Origin of the sequence: Mycobacterium sp. smrl_JER01 (assembly GCF_048513595.2) — a bacterium.
Taxonomy (GTDB): Bacteria; Actinomycetota; Actinomycetes; order Mycobacteriales; family Mycobacteriaceae; genus Mycobacterium.
Genome location: NZ_JBLXXK020000001.1, coordinates 3,775,522 through 3,792,918 on the forward strand (window position 1 = coordinate 3,775,522; position 17,397 = coordinate 3,792,918).

The 17,397-nt window shown below is 68.0% G+C and carries 14 protein-coding genes and 1 tRNA gene; 5 read left to right on the top strand and 10 right to left on the bottom strand.

Annotation, left to right across the window (positions count from 1 at the left end; all coding sequences use genetic code 11):
• Positions 1-88 precede the first annotated feature (88 nt).
• Entirely contained in the window at positions 89-1,726 is a 1,638-nt protein-coding gene (locus tag ACNUDN_RS17770; RefSeq protein ID WP_419123121.1) for an alkaline phosphatase D family protein, read from the top strand.
• Positions 1,727-1,729: 3 nt separating this feature from the next.
• Here the strand turns inward: ACNUDN_RS17770 and ACNUDN_RS17775 are convergent, their stop codons facing one another.
• Complete coding sequence (locus tag ACNUDN_RS17775) at positions 1,730-3,184, bottom strand: peptide MFS transporter (protein ID WP_419123122.1); 1,455 nt, start codon at positions 3,182-3,184, stop codon at positions 1,730-1,732.
• 140 nt (positions 3,185-3,324) lie between these two features.
• Here ACNUDN_RS17775 and ACNUDN_RS17780 point away from each other — a divergent pair, with 140 nt between their 5' ends.
• Both ACNUDN_RS17780 and ACNUDN_RS17785 read left to right on the top strand, forming a co-directional pair.
• Entirely contained in the window at positions 3,325-3,816 is a 492-nt protein-coding gene (locus tag ACNUDN_RS17780) for a DUF427 domain-containing protein (protein WP_419123123.1), read from the top strand.
• Between the two features lie 101 nt (positions 3,817-3,917).
• Positions 3,918-5,054, top strand: a complete 1,137-nt coding sequence (locus tag ACNUDN_RS17785) for an ICP22 family protein (protein ID WP_419123124.1) — start codon at positions 3,918-3,920, stop codon at positions 5,052-5,054.
• A 13-nt stretch (positions 5,055-5,067) separates the two neighbouring features.
• On the opposite strand, the gene ACNUDN_RS17790 is transcribed toward ACNUDN_RS17785, so the two are convergent.
• From ACNUDN_RS17790 to ACNUDN_RS17800, 3 genes are read right to left on the bottom strand one after another with little or no spacing between them, the layout of a single operon-like run.
• Entirely contained in the window at positions 5,068-6,015 is a 948-nt protein-coding gene (locus tag ACNUDN_RS17790; protein WP_419123125.1) for a mechanosensitive ion channel family protein, read from the bottom strand.
• A gap of 25 nt (positions 6,016-6,040) precedes the next feature.
• The gene (locus ACNUDN_RS17795) at positions 6,041-6,361 is read right to left on the bottom strand and encodes an STAS domain-containing protein (RefSeq protein WP_419123126.1); all 321 of its coding nucleotides are present in this window, start codon (positions 6,359-6,361) and stop codon (positions 6,041-6,043) included.
• Positions 6,361-8,850: a SpoIIE family protein phosphatase gene (locus ACNUDN_RS17800; RefSeq protein ID WP_419123127.1), complete on the bottom strand. Its 2,490-nt coding sequence runs from the start codon at positions 8,848-8,850 to the stop codon at positions 6,361-6,363. Before ACNUDN_RS17800 ends, ACNUDN_RS17795 begins: the two co-directional genes overlap by 1 nt.
• A gap of 456 nt (positions 8,851-9,306) precedes the next feature.
• Between ACNUDN_RS17800 and ACNUDN_RS17805 the strand changes: the two genes are divergently transcribed.
• Both ACNUDN_RS17805 and ACNUDN_RS17810 read left to right on the top strand, forming a co-directional pair.
• On the top strand, positions 9,307-9,591 hold the full coding sequence (locus ACNUDN_RS17805; protein ID WP_419123128.1) for a hypothetical protein: 285 nt from the start codon (positions 9,307-9,309) through the stop codon (positions 9,589-9,591).
• A gap of 44 nt (positions 9,592-9,635) precedes the next feature.
• The gene (locus ACNUDN_RS17810; RefSeq protein ID WP_419123129.1) at positions 9,636-10,070 is read left to right on the top strand and encodes a PPOX class F420-dependent oxidoreductase; all 435 of its coding nucleotides are present in this window, start codon (positions 9,636-9,638) and stop codon (positions 10,068-10,070) included.
• Between the two features lie 24 nt (positions 10,071-10,094).
• On the opposite strand, the gene ACNUDN_RS17815 is transcribed toward ACNUDN_RS17810, so the two are convergent.
• The 6 genes from ACNUDN_RS17815 to ACNUDN_RS17840 form a co-directional block, all read right to left on the bottom strand.
• Entirely contained in the window at positions 10,095-12,092 is a 1,998-nt protein-coding gene (locus tag ACNUDN_RS17815; RefSeq protein WP_419123130.1) for a fatty acid desaturase, read from the bottom strand.
• A 137-nt stretch (positions 12,093-12,229) separates the two neighbouring features.
• Positions 12,230-13,468 (bottom strand): PucR family transcriptional regulator, encoded by a 1,239-nt coding sequence (locus ACNUDN_RS17820; protein ID WP_419123131.1) that lies wholly within the window; start codon positions 13,466-13,468, stop codon positions 12,230-12,232.
• 73 nt (positions 13,469-13,541) lie between these two features.
• Positions 13,542-13,615: transfer RNA gene (locus tag ACNUDN_RS17825), tRNA-Ile, on the bottom strand.
• A gap of 39 nt (positions 13,616-13,654) precedes the next feature.
• The gene (locus ACNUDN_RS17830) at positions 13,655-14,497 is read right to left on the bottom strand and encodes a carboxymuconolactone decarboxylase family protein (protein WP_419123132.1); all 843 of its coding nucleotides are present in this window, start codon (positions 14,495-14,497) and stop codon (positions 13,655-13,657) included.
• A gap of 7 nt (positions 14,498-14,504) precedes the next feature.
• Positions 14,505-15,878 carry a metallopeptidase TldD-related protein gene (locus tag ACNUDN_RS17835; RefSeq protein WP_419123133.1) on the bottom strand — a complete coding sequence of 458 codons (1,374 nt, stop codon included), beginning with the start codon at positions 15,876-15,878 and terminating at the stop codon, positions 14,505-14,507.
• A 4-nt stretch (positions 15,879-15,882) separates the two neighbouring features.
• Positions 15,883-17,397, bottom strand: coding sequence for a TldD/PmbA family protein (locus tag ACNUDN_RS17840; protein ID WP_419123134.1), 1,515 nt, complete (start codon positions 17,395-17,397; stop codon positions 15,883-15,885).

Genomic DNA, 17,397 nt, shown 5'->3' on the forward strand with positions numbered 1-17,397 from the left:
TTTCAGCAAATCGGGATCGCCACAGGCTCGAGGTGACCGCGGCGGCGGCGCGGTCAGGTCACCGGGGTGGCGCCCCTAAGCTGTGCCGGTGAGCCTCGTTCTCGGTCCGGTGCTGCGCCACGTCGGCGAAACGACCGCGCAGGTATGGGTGCAGACCGACGCACCGGCGGAGGTGGAGATCCTCGGCTGTTCGGCGCGCACGTTCGAAGTCCAGGGCTTTCACTACGCACTGGTGCCGGTGCGCGGTCTGGCACCGTGTTCGACGGTCGAGTACCAGGTGCGCATCGACGGTGCCCAGGCCTGGCCGGAGCCCGATTCGCAGTTCCCACCCAGCGTCATCCGCACCCGAGGCGTGGACCGCGCCGACCGGTTGCGGGTGATCTTCGGGTCGTGTCGCTATCCGAAGACCGGTGACGACAGACTGGATCGCAAACTGGGGCTCGACGCGCTCGACTGCTATGCCGCCCGGCTGACCGCGCTGCCGCTCGACGAGTGGCCGGATGCGTTGCTGTTGCTCGGCGATCAGGTCTACGCCGACGAACTCACCCCCGACGCGCGCCGCCAACTCGCCGGCCGCCGCGGGGCGCGGCACCGGCGGGGCGGCCGGCGCCCACCCGACGAAGTGGTCAGCTTCGGCGAATACGAAGGCCTGTACCGCCACACCTGGGGCGATCCCGAGATCCGCTGGATTCTGTCGACCCTGCCGACCGCGATGATCTTCGACGATCACGACATCCGCGACGACTGGAACACCTCGGGAGCGTGGCGCCGGAAGGTCAACGAGAAGCCGTGGTGGCGGGACCGGATCCATGCCGGTCTCGCTTCGTACTGGGTCTACCAGCATCTCGGCAACCTGAGTCCCGATGAACTCGCCACCGACGAGGACTACCGAAAGGTCGCCGCCGGCGGCGGCGACCGGTGGCCGCATCTGGTCGAGCTGGCCGACCGCGCCGACGCCGAGGTCGACGGAGACAAGGGTCTGCGGTTCAGTTTCCGCTGGGATCTGGGCCGTAGCCGGCTCGTCATGGTGGACTCGCGAAACGCCCGCATACTCGACGGCGGTGACCGAAAAATGCTCGGCGACCGCGAATTCCGGTGGCTGGAAGAGCAGATCCGGGACGACCTGCCCGCCGTGGATCACCTGCTGATCGGGACGTCGCTTCCCTGGCTGCTGCCGCCCGCGCTCGGCGACCTGCAGACGATCAACGAGTTCGCCGCCGGCCGCGGCGGGGTGCGCGGCGCACTGGCCGAAAAGGTGCGCCAGACCGCGGACCTCGAACACTGGCCGGCGTTCCTGAACTCGTTTCTACGGCTCTCCGAGCTGCTCCGGACCGCGGCCTCGGATCCCGCCCGCGGTCCCGCCACGGTGTCGGTGCTCTCCGGCGACGTCCACCACAGTTACGCCGCACGTGCGGACTTTCCTGAATCCACCGGCGCCCGAGTCCACCAACTGGTGTGCTCGCCGGTGCACAATTATGTTCCGGCACCGCTGAAGCCGGCCCTCAAGTTGGCCTGGTCGGCCCGCGCCGCCCGGCTGACCAGACGGTGGGCCCGGCGCCACGGCTCCCCGCGCCTGCCGATGTCCTGGCGCAACCTCAGCGGACCGCTGTTCGGCAACACCATCGCCAGCTTCCAAGCGCACAAGCGCAGCGCCCGGGTCGTCTTCGAACAACCCGACGACGAGGGCGAACTGACCTCGGTGGCCACCGTCGCTCTCACCGACTGATGGTCAGTGCACTCCCTCCATGTGCCGGCTGATCCACGGCGCGAGGGCGAACACGATCACCCCGGCGGCGACCGCCACCCCACCCAGGATGCCGAAGTAGGCGACCTCGCGTGTCGGGTCGTAGTACCGCGCCAATACCCCGGACATGGAGGTCCCCAAGCCGACGGAGAAAAAGTACAGCGCCATCATCTGCGCCCGGAACGCCTCGGGCGCCAGTTTGGTGGTCACCGACAGCCCGATCGGCGACAGCATGAGCTCCGACACCGCGAAGCCTGCCATGATCGCCATCACGAGCAATGCCGGCACTGTCGGCCCCGTGCTGCCGGCCATCGGCACGAAGCACAGGAACGCCAACCCCATCCCGATCACGCCGTAGGCGAACTTGCGCGGCGTGGTCGGTGCCCGCGTCCCGAGCCGGGTCCACACCACCGCGAACACCGGTGACAGCAGGATGATCCACACCGGTTCGATCGACCCGATCCAACTCGCCGGTGCGGTCCAGCCGAAGATCGACCAGTTCATCCGTTCGTCGGAATAGACGGCCAGCACCGTGAAGATCTGCTGGAACAGCGACCAGAACACCGCGTTGGCGACGAACAGCGGGATGAACGCCCGCAGCCTGACCCGCTCGTTCCCGGTGACCTTAGCGCTGGAGAACATGACCGCGAAGTAGGCGACCGATGCGACGACGATGACCCCGGTGGTGACCTGCGACAGATTGGCCAGCGTGACGAACTGCAATGCCACCGCCGCGCCGACCACCGCCGCACCCACCACCAGGATCGCGATCGTCCTGCCGACGGCGCTGCGCGGCAGCGGGTTCGGGACCTCGCGTCCGTGCTCACCGAGGTTGCGGCGGAACACCACATACTGTGCCAGCCCCAGCGCCATGCCGACCGCCGCGGCCCCGAAACCGTAGTGGAAGCCCACCCTCGTCTGCAGCAGACCGGTGAGCAGCGGGCCGACGAACGCGCCCAGGTTGATGCCGAGATAGAACAGCGTGAACCCGCCGTCGGCGCGCGGATCACCCTTGTCGTACAGGGTTCCCAGCAGAGACGAGGCATTGGCCTTCAGCGCCCCGGATCCCAGCGCCACACAGACCAGCCCGATACCGACGCCGGCCAGGCCCGGAAGGACCGCCAACGCGATGTGGCCGACCATCACCACCACACCGCCGTAGAACACGGTGCGCTCCATGCCGAGCAGCCGGTCGGCCACCCAGCCACCGAGCACGGTGGACAGGTACACCAGGCCGCCGTAGGCGCCCACGATCCCGGTGGCGGTGCTCTGCGGCAGGCCCAGGCCGCCGTCTGTCGTCGAGTAATACAGGTAGTAGGCGAGGATGGTGAGCATCCCGTAGAACGAGAATCGCTCCCACAACTCCACCCCGAACAGGTTGGTGAGCCCGATCGGGTGACCGAACACAGTGCTCCGGTGCTTCTGCTCACGAATCGTCATGTGTCCACGGTGCACCCTTGCCGCATTCCGCGCGGCCGTTCACCAACCGTCCCGTTCGACATTCTCTCGCCAGGTGTCGCGTCGGTGACATTTCCGCGGTGACCTTGCCGCCGCGATGGCGGTCCCCGACACTCGGCTGCATGCCCGTCCCCGAGATACCCCGCCCCGGACAGGAGTCCGTGTGGGACTATCCGCGCCCACCGCGGCTGGAGGAGTTCGCCGGCACGATCACCGTGGAGCTGGGCGGCCAGCAGATCGCCCACACCGACCGGGCCTGGCGGGTCCTCGAAACCAGCCATCCGCCAACGTATTACCTTCCGCAGTCAGCCTTCCGTGCCGGCGTCCTGCGCAAGACCGCGGGCTCGTCGTGGTGTGAATGGAAAGGGCAGGCGAGTTACTTCGACCTGGTGACCCCCGCCGCGGTCGCACACCAGGCCGCCTGGACCTATCCGCATCCGGCGCCCCCGTTCGCCGCGATCGCGGGGGCTGTCGCGGTCATGCCGGCATCGGTGGACCGGTGCACCGTCGACGGCGAGGACGTGGTCGCCCAACCGGGAGGTTTCTACGGCGGGTGGATCACGAGTCGTGTCGCCGGACCGTTCAAGGGCGTACCCGGTTCGAGGGGATGGTGAGCGCTGCCCCACCGCGACCCGCCGCGGCCCGAAACGCTGTGAATTCGCTGCCAGGAGCGTATTTTTAGCTTCTGAGTCGGTCGATCGAGGTGGGGATCCGGATGAACGTTTCAACACGCGCGGCTTTGGCGGCCGGCGTCGTGGCGGTCACCGGCGGGGCGCTGGTGTTCACCCCCTCGGTCTTGCCTGCCACGATGAGGACGATCGAGGTCGTTGCGCCGGTGGCCTTCAGCGGTGACAGCAACGCCACCACACCCGCCTCGGTAGAGCCGGCCACCACCGGGCCCGCCGAGGTCAGAGCCGCGCTCGAGCTGATCGGCCGCCTCGATCCGGCGCCCGAAATCCGAAGGGACACCCTCGCGCCGGGCGGCGGCAGCCCCGCATCCCCTGACACGTCTGCCGACGCCCGGGACAGCGACCGGGCCCTGGCGGATCCCGAGGCGCAGAACGCCGCATCCGACCTCATCAACGGCGTCTACTCGATCTCGCGCTACTGGGCCAATTACGTCTCGCTCGAACTCGGCCCATGGCTGATCAACTGGATCCCGTTCGGCTACCTGATCTCCGACCAGATCTACATCTGGTACCCCGATTTCGTGCTGCCGGTGGTGGACAGCTTCGTCTATGACTTCCTCGATCCGGTGGTCAACGACCCGCTGAACCTCAGCGTGTGGGTCAACGGCATCGGCCGGATCATCGACACCGCGCTGACCGGTGTGTACAACGGGATCGTCGGCGAAGTGCAGTACGTGCTGTCCGGCGGTTGGTTCCCGTTCCCGTTGCCGCCGCTGCCGAACTTCCCGCTGCCGTCCGCCGCGGATTCCGCGTCGACCACGGTGGCGCTTGCCGGCACCGAGGCCGCCGACGAGCAGACCGACGCGGCCGGGGAGCCCGCAGCTCAACCGGGATCAGCACCGGGATCGACGGCCGAAACCGATCCGCAGGACGTCGACGGAACCACCGAGGAATCCAGCCACGACGGGGCCGAAGGGACCACCGAGGGGGCCGAAGGCAGCACCGAGGGGGCCGAAGGCAGCACCGAGGGGGCCGACCAAGAGGCTGATGAAGAGGCCGGCACGGATGCGAGCGGCGAGGCCGGCGAGGACACCGGGGAGCAGGCCGAGTACACCGCTGACGGGCAACCCGGCCTAGACGCCCGGTCCGGTGACACCGGACCGGCCGGCGGCCAGGACGACGGCGGCACCGCGGCAGCCGCCGATGAGGCGGGTCAGCCCTGAGTCAGCTCCCGGGCTACTCGGCGATGACCGCCTGCATCCGCCCGCCCGGGTAGGGCAGATCGATGCCATGCTCGTCGTAGGCCCGCAGAATCGCCCGCCGCAGTTTGCGCTGCACCGCCCACTGCGCGTTAGGACGCACCTTCACCGTCATCCGCAGCCTGATCAGGTCCGGTGAGAGTTCCTGCACACCCAACATCTCGGGTTCGCCGATCACTTTGCCCGCCAGCGCCGGGTCGGCAACGGCCTCTTCGGCCGCCTCCACGGCGACCCGCTCGGCCCGGTCCACGTCGGCATTCAATGAGACCGGCACCTCGATGCGCGCCACGGCATACTCCTGGCTCATATTGCCGACGCGGGCGATCTCACCGTTGCGGACATACCAGAGCGTGCCGTCGATATCTCGCACCGTCGTGATGCGCAGGCCGACACTCTCGACCTCGCCGATCGCTTCGCCGAGGTCGACTGTGTCACCGACCCCGTATTGGTCTTCCAACAGCATGAACACGCCGGTCACAAAATCGCGCACCAGGTTCTGCGCACCGAAGCCGATGGCCAAGCCGACCACACCAGCCGAAGCGATGAACGGCGCGATGTTGACACCCAGCACGTTGAGCACCGCGAGCACCACCCACACCAGCAGCACGATCGACACAGTGGACTTCAACACCGAGCCGATCGTCTGCGCGCGCTGTTGCCTACGGGCGGCGACCTGATCGCTGCTCGCCGACGACGGCACCCGGTCCCGCAGGCGGCGCACCAGCGGCGGCGTCCTGGAGCGCTCGCTGTCAGCGGAGCTGCGATCGTTGCGGGTCCTGACGGTGGTGGCGCGGTCGATCATGCGGTGCACGACGAACCGGACGATGAGAACGACGGTGAGGTAGGCGACGATCCTTATCGGGACCTCGATGAGCCAGTGCCTACTGGTGTCCGTCCATTCGAAAGCCAAAAGGGAGACATCCATGTGTCCCCACCCTAGGGGAACCGGCTCAGTCGGCGGTCGCGGCTTCCACGGTCATCAGCTCTCCCAGCCCGCTGATCACGAAGACGGAGTGCAGCAGCGGATGCACGACGACGGTGTCGATCTGGTCGGCACGCACCGACAACACGCTGATCGCCGCGCTGTCGAGGTACTCCACCGCGGCGAGGTCGGCGATCAACCGTGCTCCGCTTCGGGCGGCCTCGGCGGTGGCGGCGGTGACGGCCCGGCTGAACGCGTCGACATTGCTCAGATCGATCTCTCCGGCCGCCGCCAGGGTGATGGTCTCGGCCGGGCTGCGAATGACGTCAATGGTCAGCGGCGTGGCCATCAGGTGATCCTCACGTCGAGTCGAACGGTGGTTCCCGAGCCTCCCCGGTCGATGTCGACATCGTGCATGAGATCGCGCATCAGCGGGATCCCCCGACCGCGATGCGAGTTGCCGGGCGGCTGCGCCGCCTTCCAGGACCCGGTGTCGGCGACGGTCACGCGCACCCGGTCCACCAGCGCGGTGGCGCGCAGGGTGATCGTGCCCCCCGACCGGTGCCGGTGACCGTGTTCGATGGCGTTGGCGACGGCCTCCCCCGCGGCGACCAGCACGTCCATCACCCGGCCCGGGTCAGCTCGCGCTCTGGTCAACCAACTGCGCAACGCGGAGCGGGTCGGCGCGAGGTGGCTCACGTCGGCGGGGAAGTTCAGTTCCAGCGGCGCGGGATGTCGGTAGAGCAGCAGCGCGACGTCGTCCTCGTAGCCTGAGACCGGCGCCAGCCGCGACATGATGTGATCGGCCAGCTCCTCCAAAGGGGACGTTCGGTGCTGTCCGACCAGTGCGGCGGCACGGGAGATCCCGTCTTCGAGCAGCGCCCGGCGGCGTTCGACCAGCCCATCGGTGTAGAGCAGCAGTGTGGCGCCGGAGGGAATCGCCACGCGGGCCTGCGGCCTGGGCCGGCCGACGCGCAGACCCAGCGCGATGGTGTGGGCGTCCTCGAGCAGCCGGATGCCACCGTCGGCGTGGACCAGGATCGGCGGCGGGTGTCCCGCACTGGAGTAGACGAGTTCGTCGCTGGCCGGGTCGAGCACCACGCAGATCGCCGTGGCGCAGAGTGCGCCGGGCAGCCGCGCCGCGAAGCGATCCAGTCCCGCCAGGGCTGCCGCGGGGCTCGGGTTGTCGAACAGCAACGCCCGGCAGGCGCTGCGCACCTGTCCCATCACCGTGGCGGCGGTCAATCCGTGCCCGACACAGTCGCCGACGATCATCGCGATGCGGCCGTCGTCGAGGTCGACGACGTCGTACCAGTCACCGCCGACCTGCAGGGGACGACTCGCCGCCTGGTAGCGCACCGCAAAACCGTGCGGCAAGTCGGCCGGGCCGAGAATGGCGTGCTGCAGGGTCAGCGCGGTCTCGCGTTGCTGGTCGACCCGGTGCACCCGTTGCAGACCCTGGCCCAGGCGGCCGGCCAGCACCGTCAACAGCGTCTGGTCCTCGAGGGTGAACCGCCGGTCATCAGACAGTTCGATCCAAACGACGAGGACACCTTCGGGATGCTGGATCGCGATGCCTGCCGTCCCCGGCAGCACCGCGCTCGGGGTCAGCAGATCGCCGTCACGTAACGCGATGATCGCCCGACGGGTCTGCGGTCCCAGATCGGTCCATCCGGTGCGCCGACCGACCGAGACCACGGTGGGCGCGGGTTCCGTCGACGCGGTGTGGGTCGCGAAGGTGACGGCCAGCACGCAGCGCGCCCGCCACAGCCTGCGCAGTTCCTCGGCCGCCGCGTCCAAGGCGGAGGCGACTGAATCCGCTTCTGCAAGTTGTTGATTCAGCGCATGTTCACGGCCGGCAGTGAGCGCCAGAGCGATTGCGGCGTGCCGGGCGAAATCACTGACGAGTTCCAGGTAATCGTTGTCGAATGCCTGTTGTCGGGGGCGGCGTGCCACCGCGATCACTCCGAGCACCGCATCGTCGGCGATGAGCGGCATTACGATCGCCGAACGCTCACCGGCATCGGTGAAACCCTCGATCGGATACTGGAATGAGTCGGTGATCAGCGGCAGGCCGCGACGTGCCACACCACCGGTCGTGGAACCGTCCATCGGCACCTGACGCCCGATCACCTCGGCGGCATAGCGGCCCGCGGTCGCGGCGACGACGAGCCGCTCACCCCCGCCGCCGGACAGATCAGAGTCCCCCGGCACCAACAGGATCGCCTGCTCGGCGTCGGCCAACTCCAGAGCCAGGTTCACGATCAGCTGCAACGGCCCGGTCTGCGGGTCGCCGGACAACAGCGCGGTGGTGATCTCGCGGCTGGCTCTCATCCATTTGGCCGATTCACGTTGTCGGGCAAAGAGTCGCGCGTTGTCGATGGCGGCGGCCGCTGCCGTCGCCAGCGCACGCACCGCTCCCTCCTCGGAGTCCGAGAACTCCCGATCCGGCCGATCGTCGAGCAGGTAGAGCACTCCGAAGTCGTTGCCGCGGGCCCTGATCGGTATCGCGAGCAACGCCCGCATCTCCGGACCCCGACCCGGCGAGGTGGCGACGCCCGGATGCGCGGACATGTCGTCGATCCGAAGACCGTCACCGACGGTCAAGTCGGCGAACCGATGCGCCGCGATCTCGTCGATACCGTCACAGACGAACGACTCCAACGCGCCACCGGCCGCACGGATTCCCAACACGGCGTAGCGGGCGGCACTGAGGGCTTTGGCGCCCTGGACGATTCGTCGCAGAGTCACGTCGAGGTCCAGGTCGGAACCGATTGCGACGATCACCTCAACCAGCCTTTCCATCTGGTCGTGGGCGGCCCGTTCGTCGCGCTGCATGGACTCAACCTAGACCTTCGGTCTGATCGGGTGGATCACGGTGACGGAGGTGGGTAGCCGCCGCCCAGGATCTGCGCGGACACGCCCCGGCTACGGCGCGCGACTGCCGCAGTAACGCTGTGAGCAGGGCTTATCCACGAGTAGGTAGGTGACGACAACCGCCAGCCGGACGGTTCAGCTCCGCCGGCAGCGCCGTTGCCTGCCCCGTCGCCGCGGCGCACAACCCCGCACTACCACGCGATCGGTTCGAGTTGTTCGTTTTCTGGATCCCACCGATCGTTTCCTGGATCTATTCAGTGCCGCAGCTCGGCTCCCGCGGCAGCTGACGAACGGCGGTGCGGCCGTCGCTGCATGGTGACGCGACAGACGTTGGCACCCAATAATGTTCGGGCACCCCGGTGCGGGGCTGCGCAGCGTGCCGACCTATCATGTCCCACCGTGGGGAAATTTACTCTTGTGACAGTTGTGTTTGCCGTGATGTTGGCGGTCGCTCCCGCCGCCGGCGCCGGTACCGGCGGCCTGTCGACGGCGCCGACCTCGGGCCTTCACGGCGCACCCCTACCCGCGCAGCAGGAACCCTGCGATCCGAACTACTCGGGTGCGTGCGTCCCGATCGCCAGCGACGTCGACTGTGCCGGGGGTAGTGGCAACGGCCCCGCGTACGTCTCCGGTCCGGTGCGAGTGATCGGAAGCGACATCTACGACCTCGACCGGGACGGTAACGGGATCGCCTGCGAATAGGCGCCCGGACCGCCAATGGGCGGCGGCCGGGGCATAGTGGACCCATGAAGGACGACGACCCCGCCGTGGCGGCCCTGGCGAAGGATCTCGGCGAGACGGACTTCGTCTCCCTGATCACCTACAAGCGTGACGGAACTCCGGTCGGGTCGGCAATGTGGATCGCCGCCGACGGCGACGATCTGGTCGCCTGGACCCCGGCCGAGGCATGGAAAGTCAAACGGGTGCGGCGTGATCCGCGGGTGGTCGTGATCCGCTCGGGTCGCATGGGAAAAGTCGATCCGGTAGACCCTGAGCTGATCGGCACTGCCGTAGTCGAAGAGGAACCGGCTGCGGTGTCACACGTCGAGCAACTGATCCGCCGCAAGTACGGGCTCCAGTTTCACGTCATCACCACGCTTGAAGCCCTCCTGGCCAGGGGCCGCAAGCCGCGGGTGGCGCTTCGCATCACTCCGCAGCAGGTCACAGCCAGAACCGGCTAGCGCACGGTAATCGACATCGGCGGGTCAGGCGTCGTAATCGACACCGACCGAGTCGGTGGTGGGCCGCGACTGGCAGGTGAGAACCCGGCCGGCCCGCACCTCACCGGCGCTGAGGGCGAAGTTCTGCTCCATGGTGACTTCGCCCCGGGTGATCGTCGCAGTGCACGTGCCGCAGGCCCCACCCAGGCACGCGTACGGGGCGTCGATATCGTTGCGCAGCGCGGCCTCGAGCAGGGTTTCGCCCGCGCTGACGCGCACGCTGCGGCTGATTCCGCCGAGCGTGATCGCAACCTGCGCGTCGGTACCGGCCGTCTCCCGCCCGCCGGCCCGTTCGGCCCGGAACAGTTCGAGATGAACCCGGGCCGGGTCGACCCCATCCTCGACCAGGTTGTCCCGCAGTGTCACGACCAGGGATTGCGGGCCGCAGAGAAACCATCGGTCGACGCTGTCGGCGTCACCGACAACCCGCTTCACCAACGGGTAGTCGATGCGCCCCTGCGCACTCGAAGAATCGGCGATGTGCTGGGAATGGACGTGCACGATGTGAAACCGCTCCGGGAACTCGTTTCTAAGGTCAGCGATCTCGTCGGCGAACATGGTGGACTCCGGGGTTCTGTTCCCGTAGATCAGCGTGAACCGACTCAGCGGTTCGACGTGTAGAGCTGCGCGCAGCACCGACATGATGGGGGTGATGCCGCTTCCGGCGGCGATGGCGACATAGTTGCGCTGCGCCGCCGCCGTGAACGCGGTACCGAAACTCCCTGCGGGCGGGCTGAGCCGGATCGTGTCGCCGGCACGCAGTTGCGTCACCGCGAACGTCGAGAACAACCCGTCCGGCACCTGCCGGATGGCGATCGCCAGCTCGCCCGACTCCGGCGAGCTGCAGATCGAATACGTGCGCCGAACGTCATGACCGTCGATGCGATGGTGCACCGTCAGATGCTGGCCCGGCTCGAACGCGAAGCGTTCCCGCAGTTCGGCAGGGACCGCGAAGGTGACTTTCACGCTGTCGGGTGTCATCGCCACGACGTTGCGGATGGTGACCGCGTGGGTGACCTCGACACCTCGAGTGCGCGGGGCACGTACCGGAAGGAGGCGGGCGAGCTTCCCGTTGAGACGGTCCCACTCGCGATACTCGCCGGCGTCGAGTTGTTGGCCGAACGCGGTGATCAGCGCCGGATCCCGGTCCAGGTAGGCGTTTTCGTTGCGTCGCCATGCTGCGATGTAGCGGTGGAAGGGAATGGACGGGTGGAGATGGTGGACCAGGTGATAGTTCTGCGACAGCAATAGTGGGGTGAGAATCCACTCCGCGCCCACCCGGTTGCGGGTGGCCCGGTACCGATTGCCCTGCTGAGTGTCCTTCAGATCGTGATGGGGCAGCCAGTCGAACCACCAGGCGAGCACGAACATCGCGATGCGTTCGGGAATCAGGTACACCACCGCGAGCATCCAGAGATGTCCGGTCGATGCCGCGGTGATGACGGCCACGCCGGTGAGTGTCATCAGCGCCGCGGTCTCGATGAGTTCAGAACGCGGGCGGCTCTTCAGATTTCGGGCCAGGAAACGCAGGTACGGAACATCCATGATGGCGAACCGGAACGGAACCTGCCACCACGGTGCGGCGCTGACGAAGTGATCGGGGTCGTTGTCGCCGTCATTGGTGTTGCGGTGGTGCTCAATGTGAATGAAGGCGAAGGATTTGAATGAGATCAGCGGCGACACGAAGAGCATCGAGATACGCCCCAACGTCACGTTGACCCACCGGTGACGGCTGATCGAGTAGTGCGACGCATCGTGAAGCACAGTGAACAGCACGAAGATCGCCGCGGCGCTCGCCACGATGGTAACCGCCGAGGGCAGCGTTGCGGTGAGGGCCGCCCAGGTGCTCAGACCGAAGGCGGTGAGGGCTCCGGCGAACAACGCAACCGTGGGCCACGAAACCTGGGGAACTCGTTCGCCGGTGTCCGGCAGCGGCAGGTTCGCCGCAGGTGAAGCGGTTGTCTGCTGCGGTGTCAGTGTCACGGGCCTTGTCCTGTTCGCGCAACGTTCGTCGTGATGTCGGCAAAAGTACCGACGCCCCGCACCCGTCGACAAGGACTCCCCGGCACACAGTTATGTGCTCAGAGCACATCGTGGGAACCATCTGCACTGGAGCAGGACTATGCGTGCTCGAATATCGAGGCTCCCAGCACGTCACACATCAGCAATGCGGCATGCACTTCGGCGATCCTGGCCTGCACCGGCCCCCCGATGCGCTGCTCTGCGCGGTGGACCCGTTGCAGGACGGTGTTGCGATGAATGCCCAGGTGCGCGGCGGCGGCCTTCAGGCTGCCCTGCGCGGAGAGAAACGCCAGCAGCGCCGCGCGCTCGGCGCGACCGCGCTGATCATCTGTGGCGAGCTCACCCAGTTCCGACTCGACGAAAGCACGGGCGGCCTCCAGGTCGTGGGACATCACATCGACCAGTGCCACATCACGGTAGGCGGTGACCGACGGCGCCGACCACCTCGCCAGCTCGGCAATTCGCCTGGCGCGCAGGGCCTCACGATGGGAGGTCCGAAAGCCGGCAGGCCCGGTGTGCACCGATCCGACGGCGAGGTGCACATCGGGGTCCAGCCTGATCCCCGAGACTGCCTGCGCGGTCGACGCGGCGGTGCCGGTGGACACAGCCACCCAGCCCCACGCTGCGCGCGGTCCGTCGGAGAGGACCAGCGCGCGCTCGGCGCCGACGTGCTTGGCGAACCGTTGCGCGACACCGGACAGATCGGCGCTGTTGGCAGCCGACCAGCAGACAAACCCGAGCTGGCGGCAGGTGAGCGGATGGGCGAGTACCGTCTCGGCCCGGCCCAGGTTGACCCGCTCGGTCGCCAGCAGTGCCCGCACGATGTCGTCGCGCTCGGCACGAGCCCGGTGCTGTTGCCGGTCGAGAGCGGCGACATACTCCGAGGCGACCAGTGTCGAGATCCGATCGATGTAGTGGAACCCGAACCGTTCCATGTCGAGGAAGATGTTCAGCGACTGAGCCGGATCGGAGACCTGGGCAGAGATCTCCTCGGCGAAGCGGTCGATGAAGTAGCGATGGCCCAGCCGATAGAACCGCAGCATCACGTCGACGCTGTGGCCCCGGGCCGCCATCGCCCGGGCATGTTCGAGTGCGGTCACCGGCGCCTCCGCGACTGCGGCGTCGATGCCGTGACGCACCATCGACAAGGCGGCTTCCAGGTTCGACGAACACGAACCCAGCGTCAGCCCGCGCAACTCGGCGTCGGCACCGATCTCGGGGATGTGTGCGGCCAAGAACTCGAGCATGTCGTCGGCCAGCGTGGACACTTCGCCGAGCAGCAGTGCGGCGACCGCGCGCAGATCCGGTGAGCCCTCGACGGGAGGGTGACTGGCCACCCGCAAAACTCTAACCGTCGCCGGGCCAGGGACCGCGAACACTCAGGTCACGACCCGGAAGGTGGAACTGACGTGGGGCGGGCGGGGCTCGAACCCGCGACCAAGGGATTATGAGTCCCCGGCTCTAACCAACTGAGCTACCGCCCCAGCGCGCGATACGCGGCCATCATGGTCGCACATGTCCGGTCAGGCGAATATCGTCTGCCCCTGCTCGTCGACTTCGTAGCGCTCGGTACCCTCGGCCACCCGCGGCGCGTCGGCGGCCAGCGACACCGCGATCTTGTTCGCCGCGTTGCGCATGACGTCGAGGGTCAGCTCGAGCATCTGCTGCTCGGAGAAGTGCGTGCGCACACCGGCGGCGACCTGCTCGTCGATGTGCGACGGTGACCAGATCAGCGCATCGACGTAACGCAGCGCCGCCTTGTGCGCGTCGGAGAGCCCGTCGGCGGATTCGAAGTCGGTGATCTGCCGATACAGGTCCTCGGATCCGCCCGCGTCCAGGGCATGGCCTTCGCGCAGCGACTTGCACAGCCGGCAGTTGTGCGCCTCGGCTCCACGCAACCGGACCAGCTCGGTGGTCACCGGGTCGAGCTCACGCTGCCGCGCCACCGCGGGGACGAAGCCGCCGAGCACCGCTGCCACCGGGTCGGTGTCAGCGTCGATGGGTACCTCGGCTGACCAGCCCGGGCGGCCCAGACCCAGCGCCTCGCAGCCGGCCCAGACCCGCGGCAGGAAATCGGCGAGAAAGATCGCGACCACCACCCGAAACGCGTTGTCGCCGAACGCCGCCAACAACCGAGCGCGCTGGTTGTCGCCGATCCCTGCGACGTCGACGGCGAACTGCTCGGCAAACGCCGCCAGCACCGATTCCTGCTCGGTGTACTCCGGCGGGACCTCCGAGGGGGTGGGCAGCGGAGGAAGCGACAGCGCCCGTCCGCACGTCAACCGGATCACGGTGTCGGCGCGTTCGTCACCGCAGGACAGCGCTGCCAGCGCGGCCACCCGTTCGGGCAATGTGCGTTCAGTCACCCCCGCATTATTGCGCCTGGCTGACCGAGGACATGTGAAAGTCGGGGATGCGCAGCGAAGGCATCTTGGCCCGCGTCGCCCAATCGCCCCACTCCCGCGGCAGCGTCACTTCGCTGACGCCGGCTTCGGTGGCGCGGCGCAACAGGTCCAGTGGGCTCTCGTTGAACCGGAAGTTGTTCACCGCGGCGGTGACCTGACCGTCCTCGACGAGGTAGACACCGTCGCGGGTGAGGCCGGTCAGCAGCAGCACCGCCGGGTCCACGTCGCGCATGTACCACAGCGTCGAAAGCAGCAGTCCCCGTTCGGTGTTGGCGATCATCTCGGACAGGGGCGCCGCACCACCGGTCATCAGCAGGTTGTCGGCGGCGACGGCCACCGGCGCGTCGAACTCGGCGGCGGCGGCCCGCGGGTAGGCCAGCGCGTTGATCACGCCGTCCCGGATCCAGTCCACCCGCCCGATGTCGAGCCCGTTGTCGAACACCGACGACCGGTCCGACGAACTCGTCGCGGTGACGAACGGCGTGCACTCGAGGCCCGCCGCAGCGGGATCGGAGTACAGCGTCAACGGAAGGGTGGTGAGCTTCTCCCCGACCCTGGTGCCGCCGCCCGGAGCGGCCAGCGCGGTCCGGCCCTCCTGGGCACCCCGTCCCCCCATCGACCACATCAGGTAGATCATCATGTCGGCCACCGTGGACGGCGGCATGATCGTCTCGTAGCGCCCGGCGGGCAGCTCAACGGTCCGGTGTGCCCACGACAGCCGGGTGGCCAGGTCGTCGAGCATCGCATCGACCGCGACATCGCTGAAGTCGGCGGTGCTGACCCCGCGCCATGCACTGGCCCCGTCGCGTTTGGCATTGATCTCGACCGAGCCGGTCGGCTGGGTGAAGCGTCGCCGCAATCCGGTCGATGTGGCCACGAACGTGGTCTCCAGTTCGTGACGGGCGAAGCCGAACAGCGTGTCGCGCCCGCGGAATCCGCGCGCCAGTTCGGCGGCGACACCGCTGAACACCTCGGCACCGGTGCGCGGCACCTCGGCGTCCCAGTCGGCGGGTGGCTGCGCTGCGGGCAGCGCGGGTGCGCTGTCGCGTGCCGGCGGCGCGTCGGCGGCCGCCGACTGGGACGCGGTGACCAGATCGGTGATGACGCCCGGGTCCACCGCGCTCGACCGCACCGACCCGACGTGGGCGTGTTCGGCAGTGCGCACCACCGAGATGACGGTGGTGGTGCGGCTTGTCGACTCGCCGTTGGTCGTCATGGTGTTGTTGGCCCACCGCAGCGACGCGTCGACCCGGTCGGTCACCACCACGATGGTTTCGTCTGCCCTACCCAACCGCCGCGCCTCGGCCAGCGCGACGTCGACCACCTGCTGTGCGCCGATCATCGGATCACCGCCCACCTTCTGCGCGGGTGTTGAGCACGTTGATGCCCCGGAACAACGCCGACGGACAGCCGTGACTGACCGCGGCGACCTGGCCGGGCTGGGCCTTGCCACAGTTGAATGCTCCCCCGAGGCGCCAGGTCGATTGGCCCCCAACAGCTTCCAGCGCATTCCAGAAGTCGGTCGTGGTCGCCTGGTAGGCGACGTCGCGCACCTGCCCGTCCAGCTTGCCGTCTCGGATGCGGAAGAAGCGCTGTCCGGTGAACTGGAAGTTGTAGCGCTGCATGTCGATCGACCAACTCTTGTCTCCGACGATGTAGAGACCGTCGGACACCCTCGCGATGAGGTCCGCGGTGCTGATGTCCTCCGGTGCGGGCTGCAGCGAGACGTTGGCCATCCGCTGGATGGGCACGTGGTGCGCGGAATCGGCATAGGAACAGCCGTTGGAGCGGCCGACGCCGAGCCGCGGCGCGAACACCCTGTCGAGTTGATAGCCGACGAACAGTCCGTCGCGCACCAGATCCCAGCTCTGAGCGCGCACCCCCTCGTCGTCGAAACCCACGGTCGCCAGGCCGTGCACGACGGTGCGGTCCGCTGTCACGTTCATCACCGACGAGCCGTACTGCATCCGTCCGAGCTTGTCCGGGGTGGCGAACGACGTTCCGGCGTAAGCGGCTTCGTAACCGATGGCCCGATCGAACTCGGTGGCGTGCCCGATCGACTCATGGATGGTCAGCCACAGGTTGGTCGGGTCGATCACCAAATCGGTCGGTCCCGCCACCACACTGGGCGCCTTCATCTTCTCGGCCAGCAGCGCCGGCAGCTCGGCCAATTCAGCCGTCCAGTCCCAGACCTCGTCACCGCCCACCGCTTCCCAGCCCCGCCCCGTCGGTGGGGCCAGGGTGCGCATGCTCTCGAACGAGCCGGCCGCGGCGTCGACCGAGACGGCTTCCAGTTGCGGCAGCACGCGGACCCGCTGCTGGGTGATCGTCGACCCGAACGTGTCGGCGTAGAACGTCTGCTCCTTTGCCGTGTGCAGCCAGGCCGACACGTGGTCGACACCGTCGGATGCCAGCAGCCGGCCCGAGTAGTCGTCGAGCACCGCGATCTTGTCCTGGGTCGCGACGCCGAACGGGTCGACCCGGTAGTCCGACACCCAGTTGACGTCGCGGTAGACCGGTTCCGGGGCGAGCTCGATGCGTTCGGCGTTCAACGGCGCCAGCGTCCTGGCCACCTGCACCGCACGCCGCGCCGTCTCGGCGGCCGCCGCAGTGTCGAGTTCGGCGTGCGAGGCGAACCCCCAAGTGCCGTCGACGATCACCCGAACCGCCAGTGCGATCTCGTAGTCGGTGACCGCCGTCTCCAACGCGCCGTCGCGGAGTTGCACCGATTCGGTGGTGATGGCATGGATGCGCAGATCGGCATAGTCGGCGCCGGCCTGGGTGGCCGCGGTCAGGGCCGCATCGGCGAGCGCATGACGGGGCAGGGCAAGGAAGTCCGGGTCGACGGTTCGGGCTGTCAC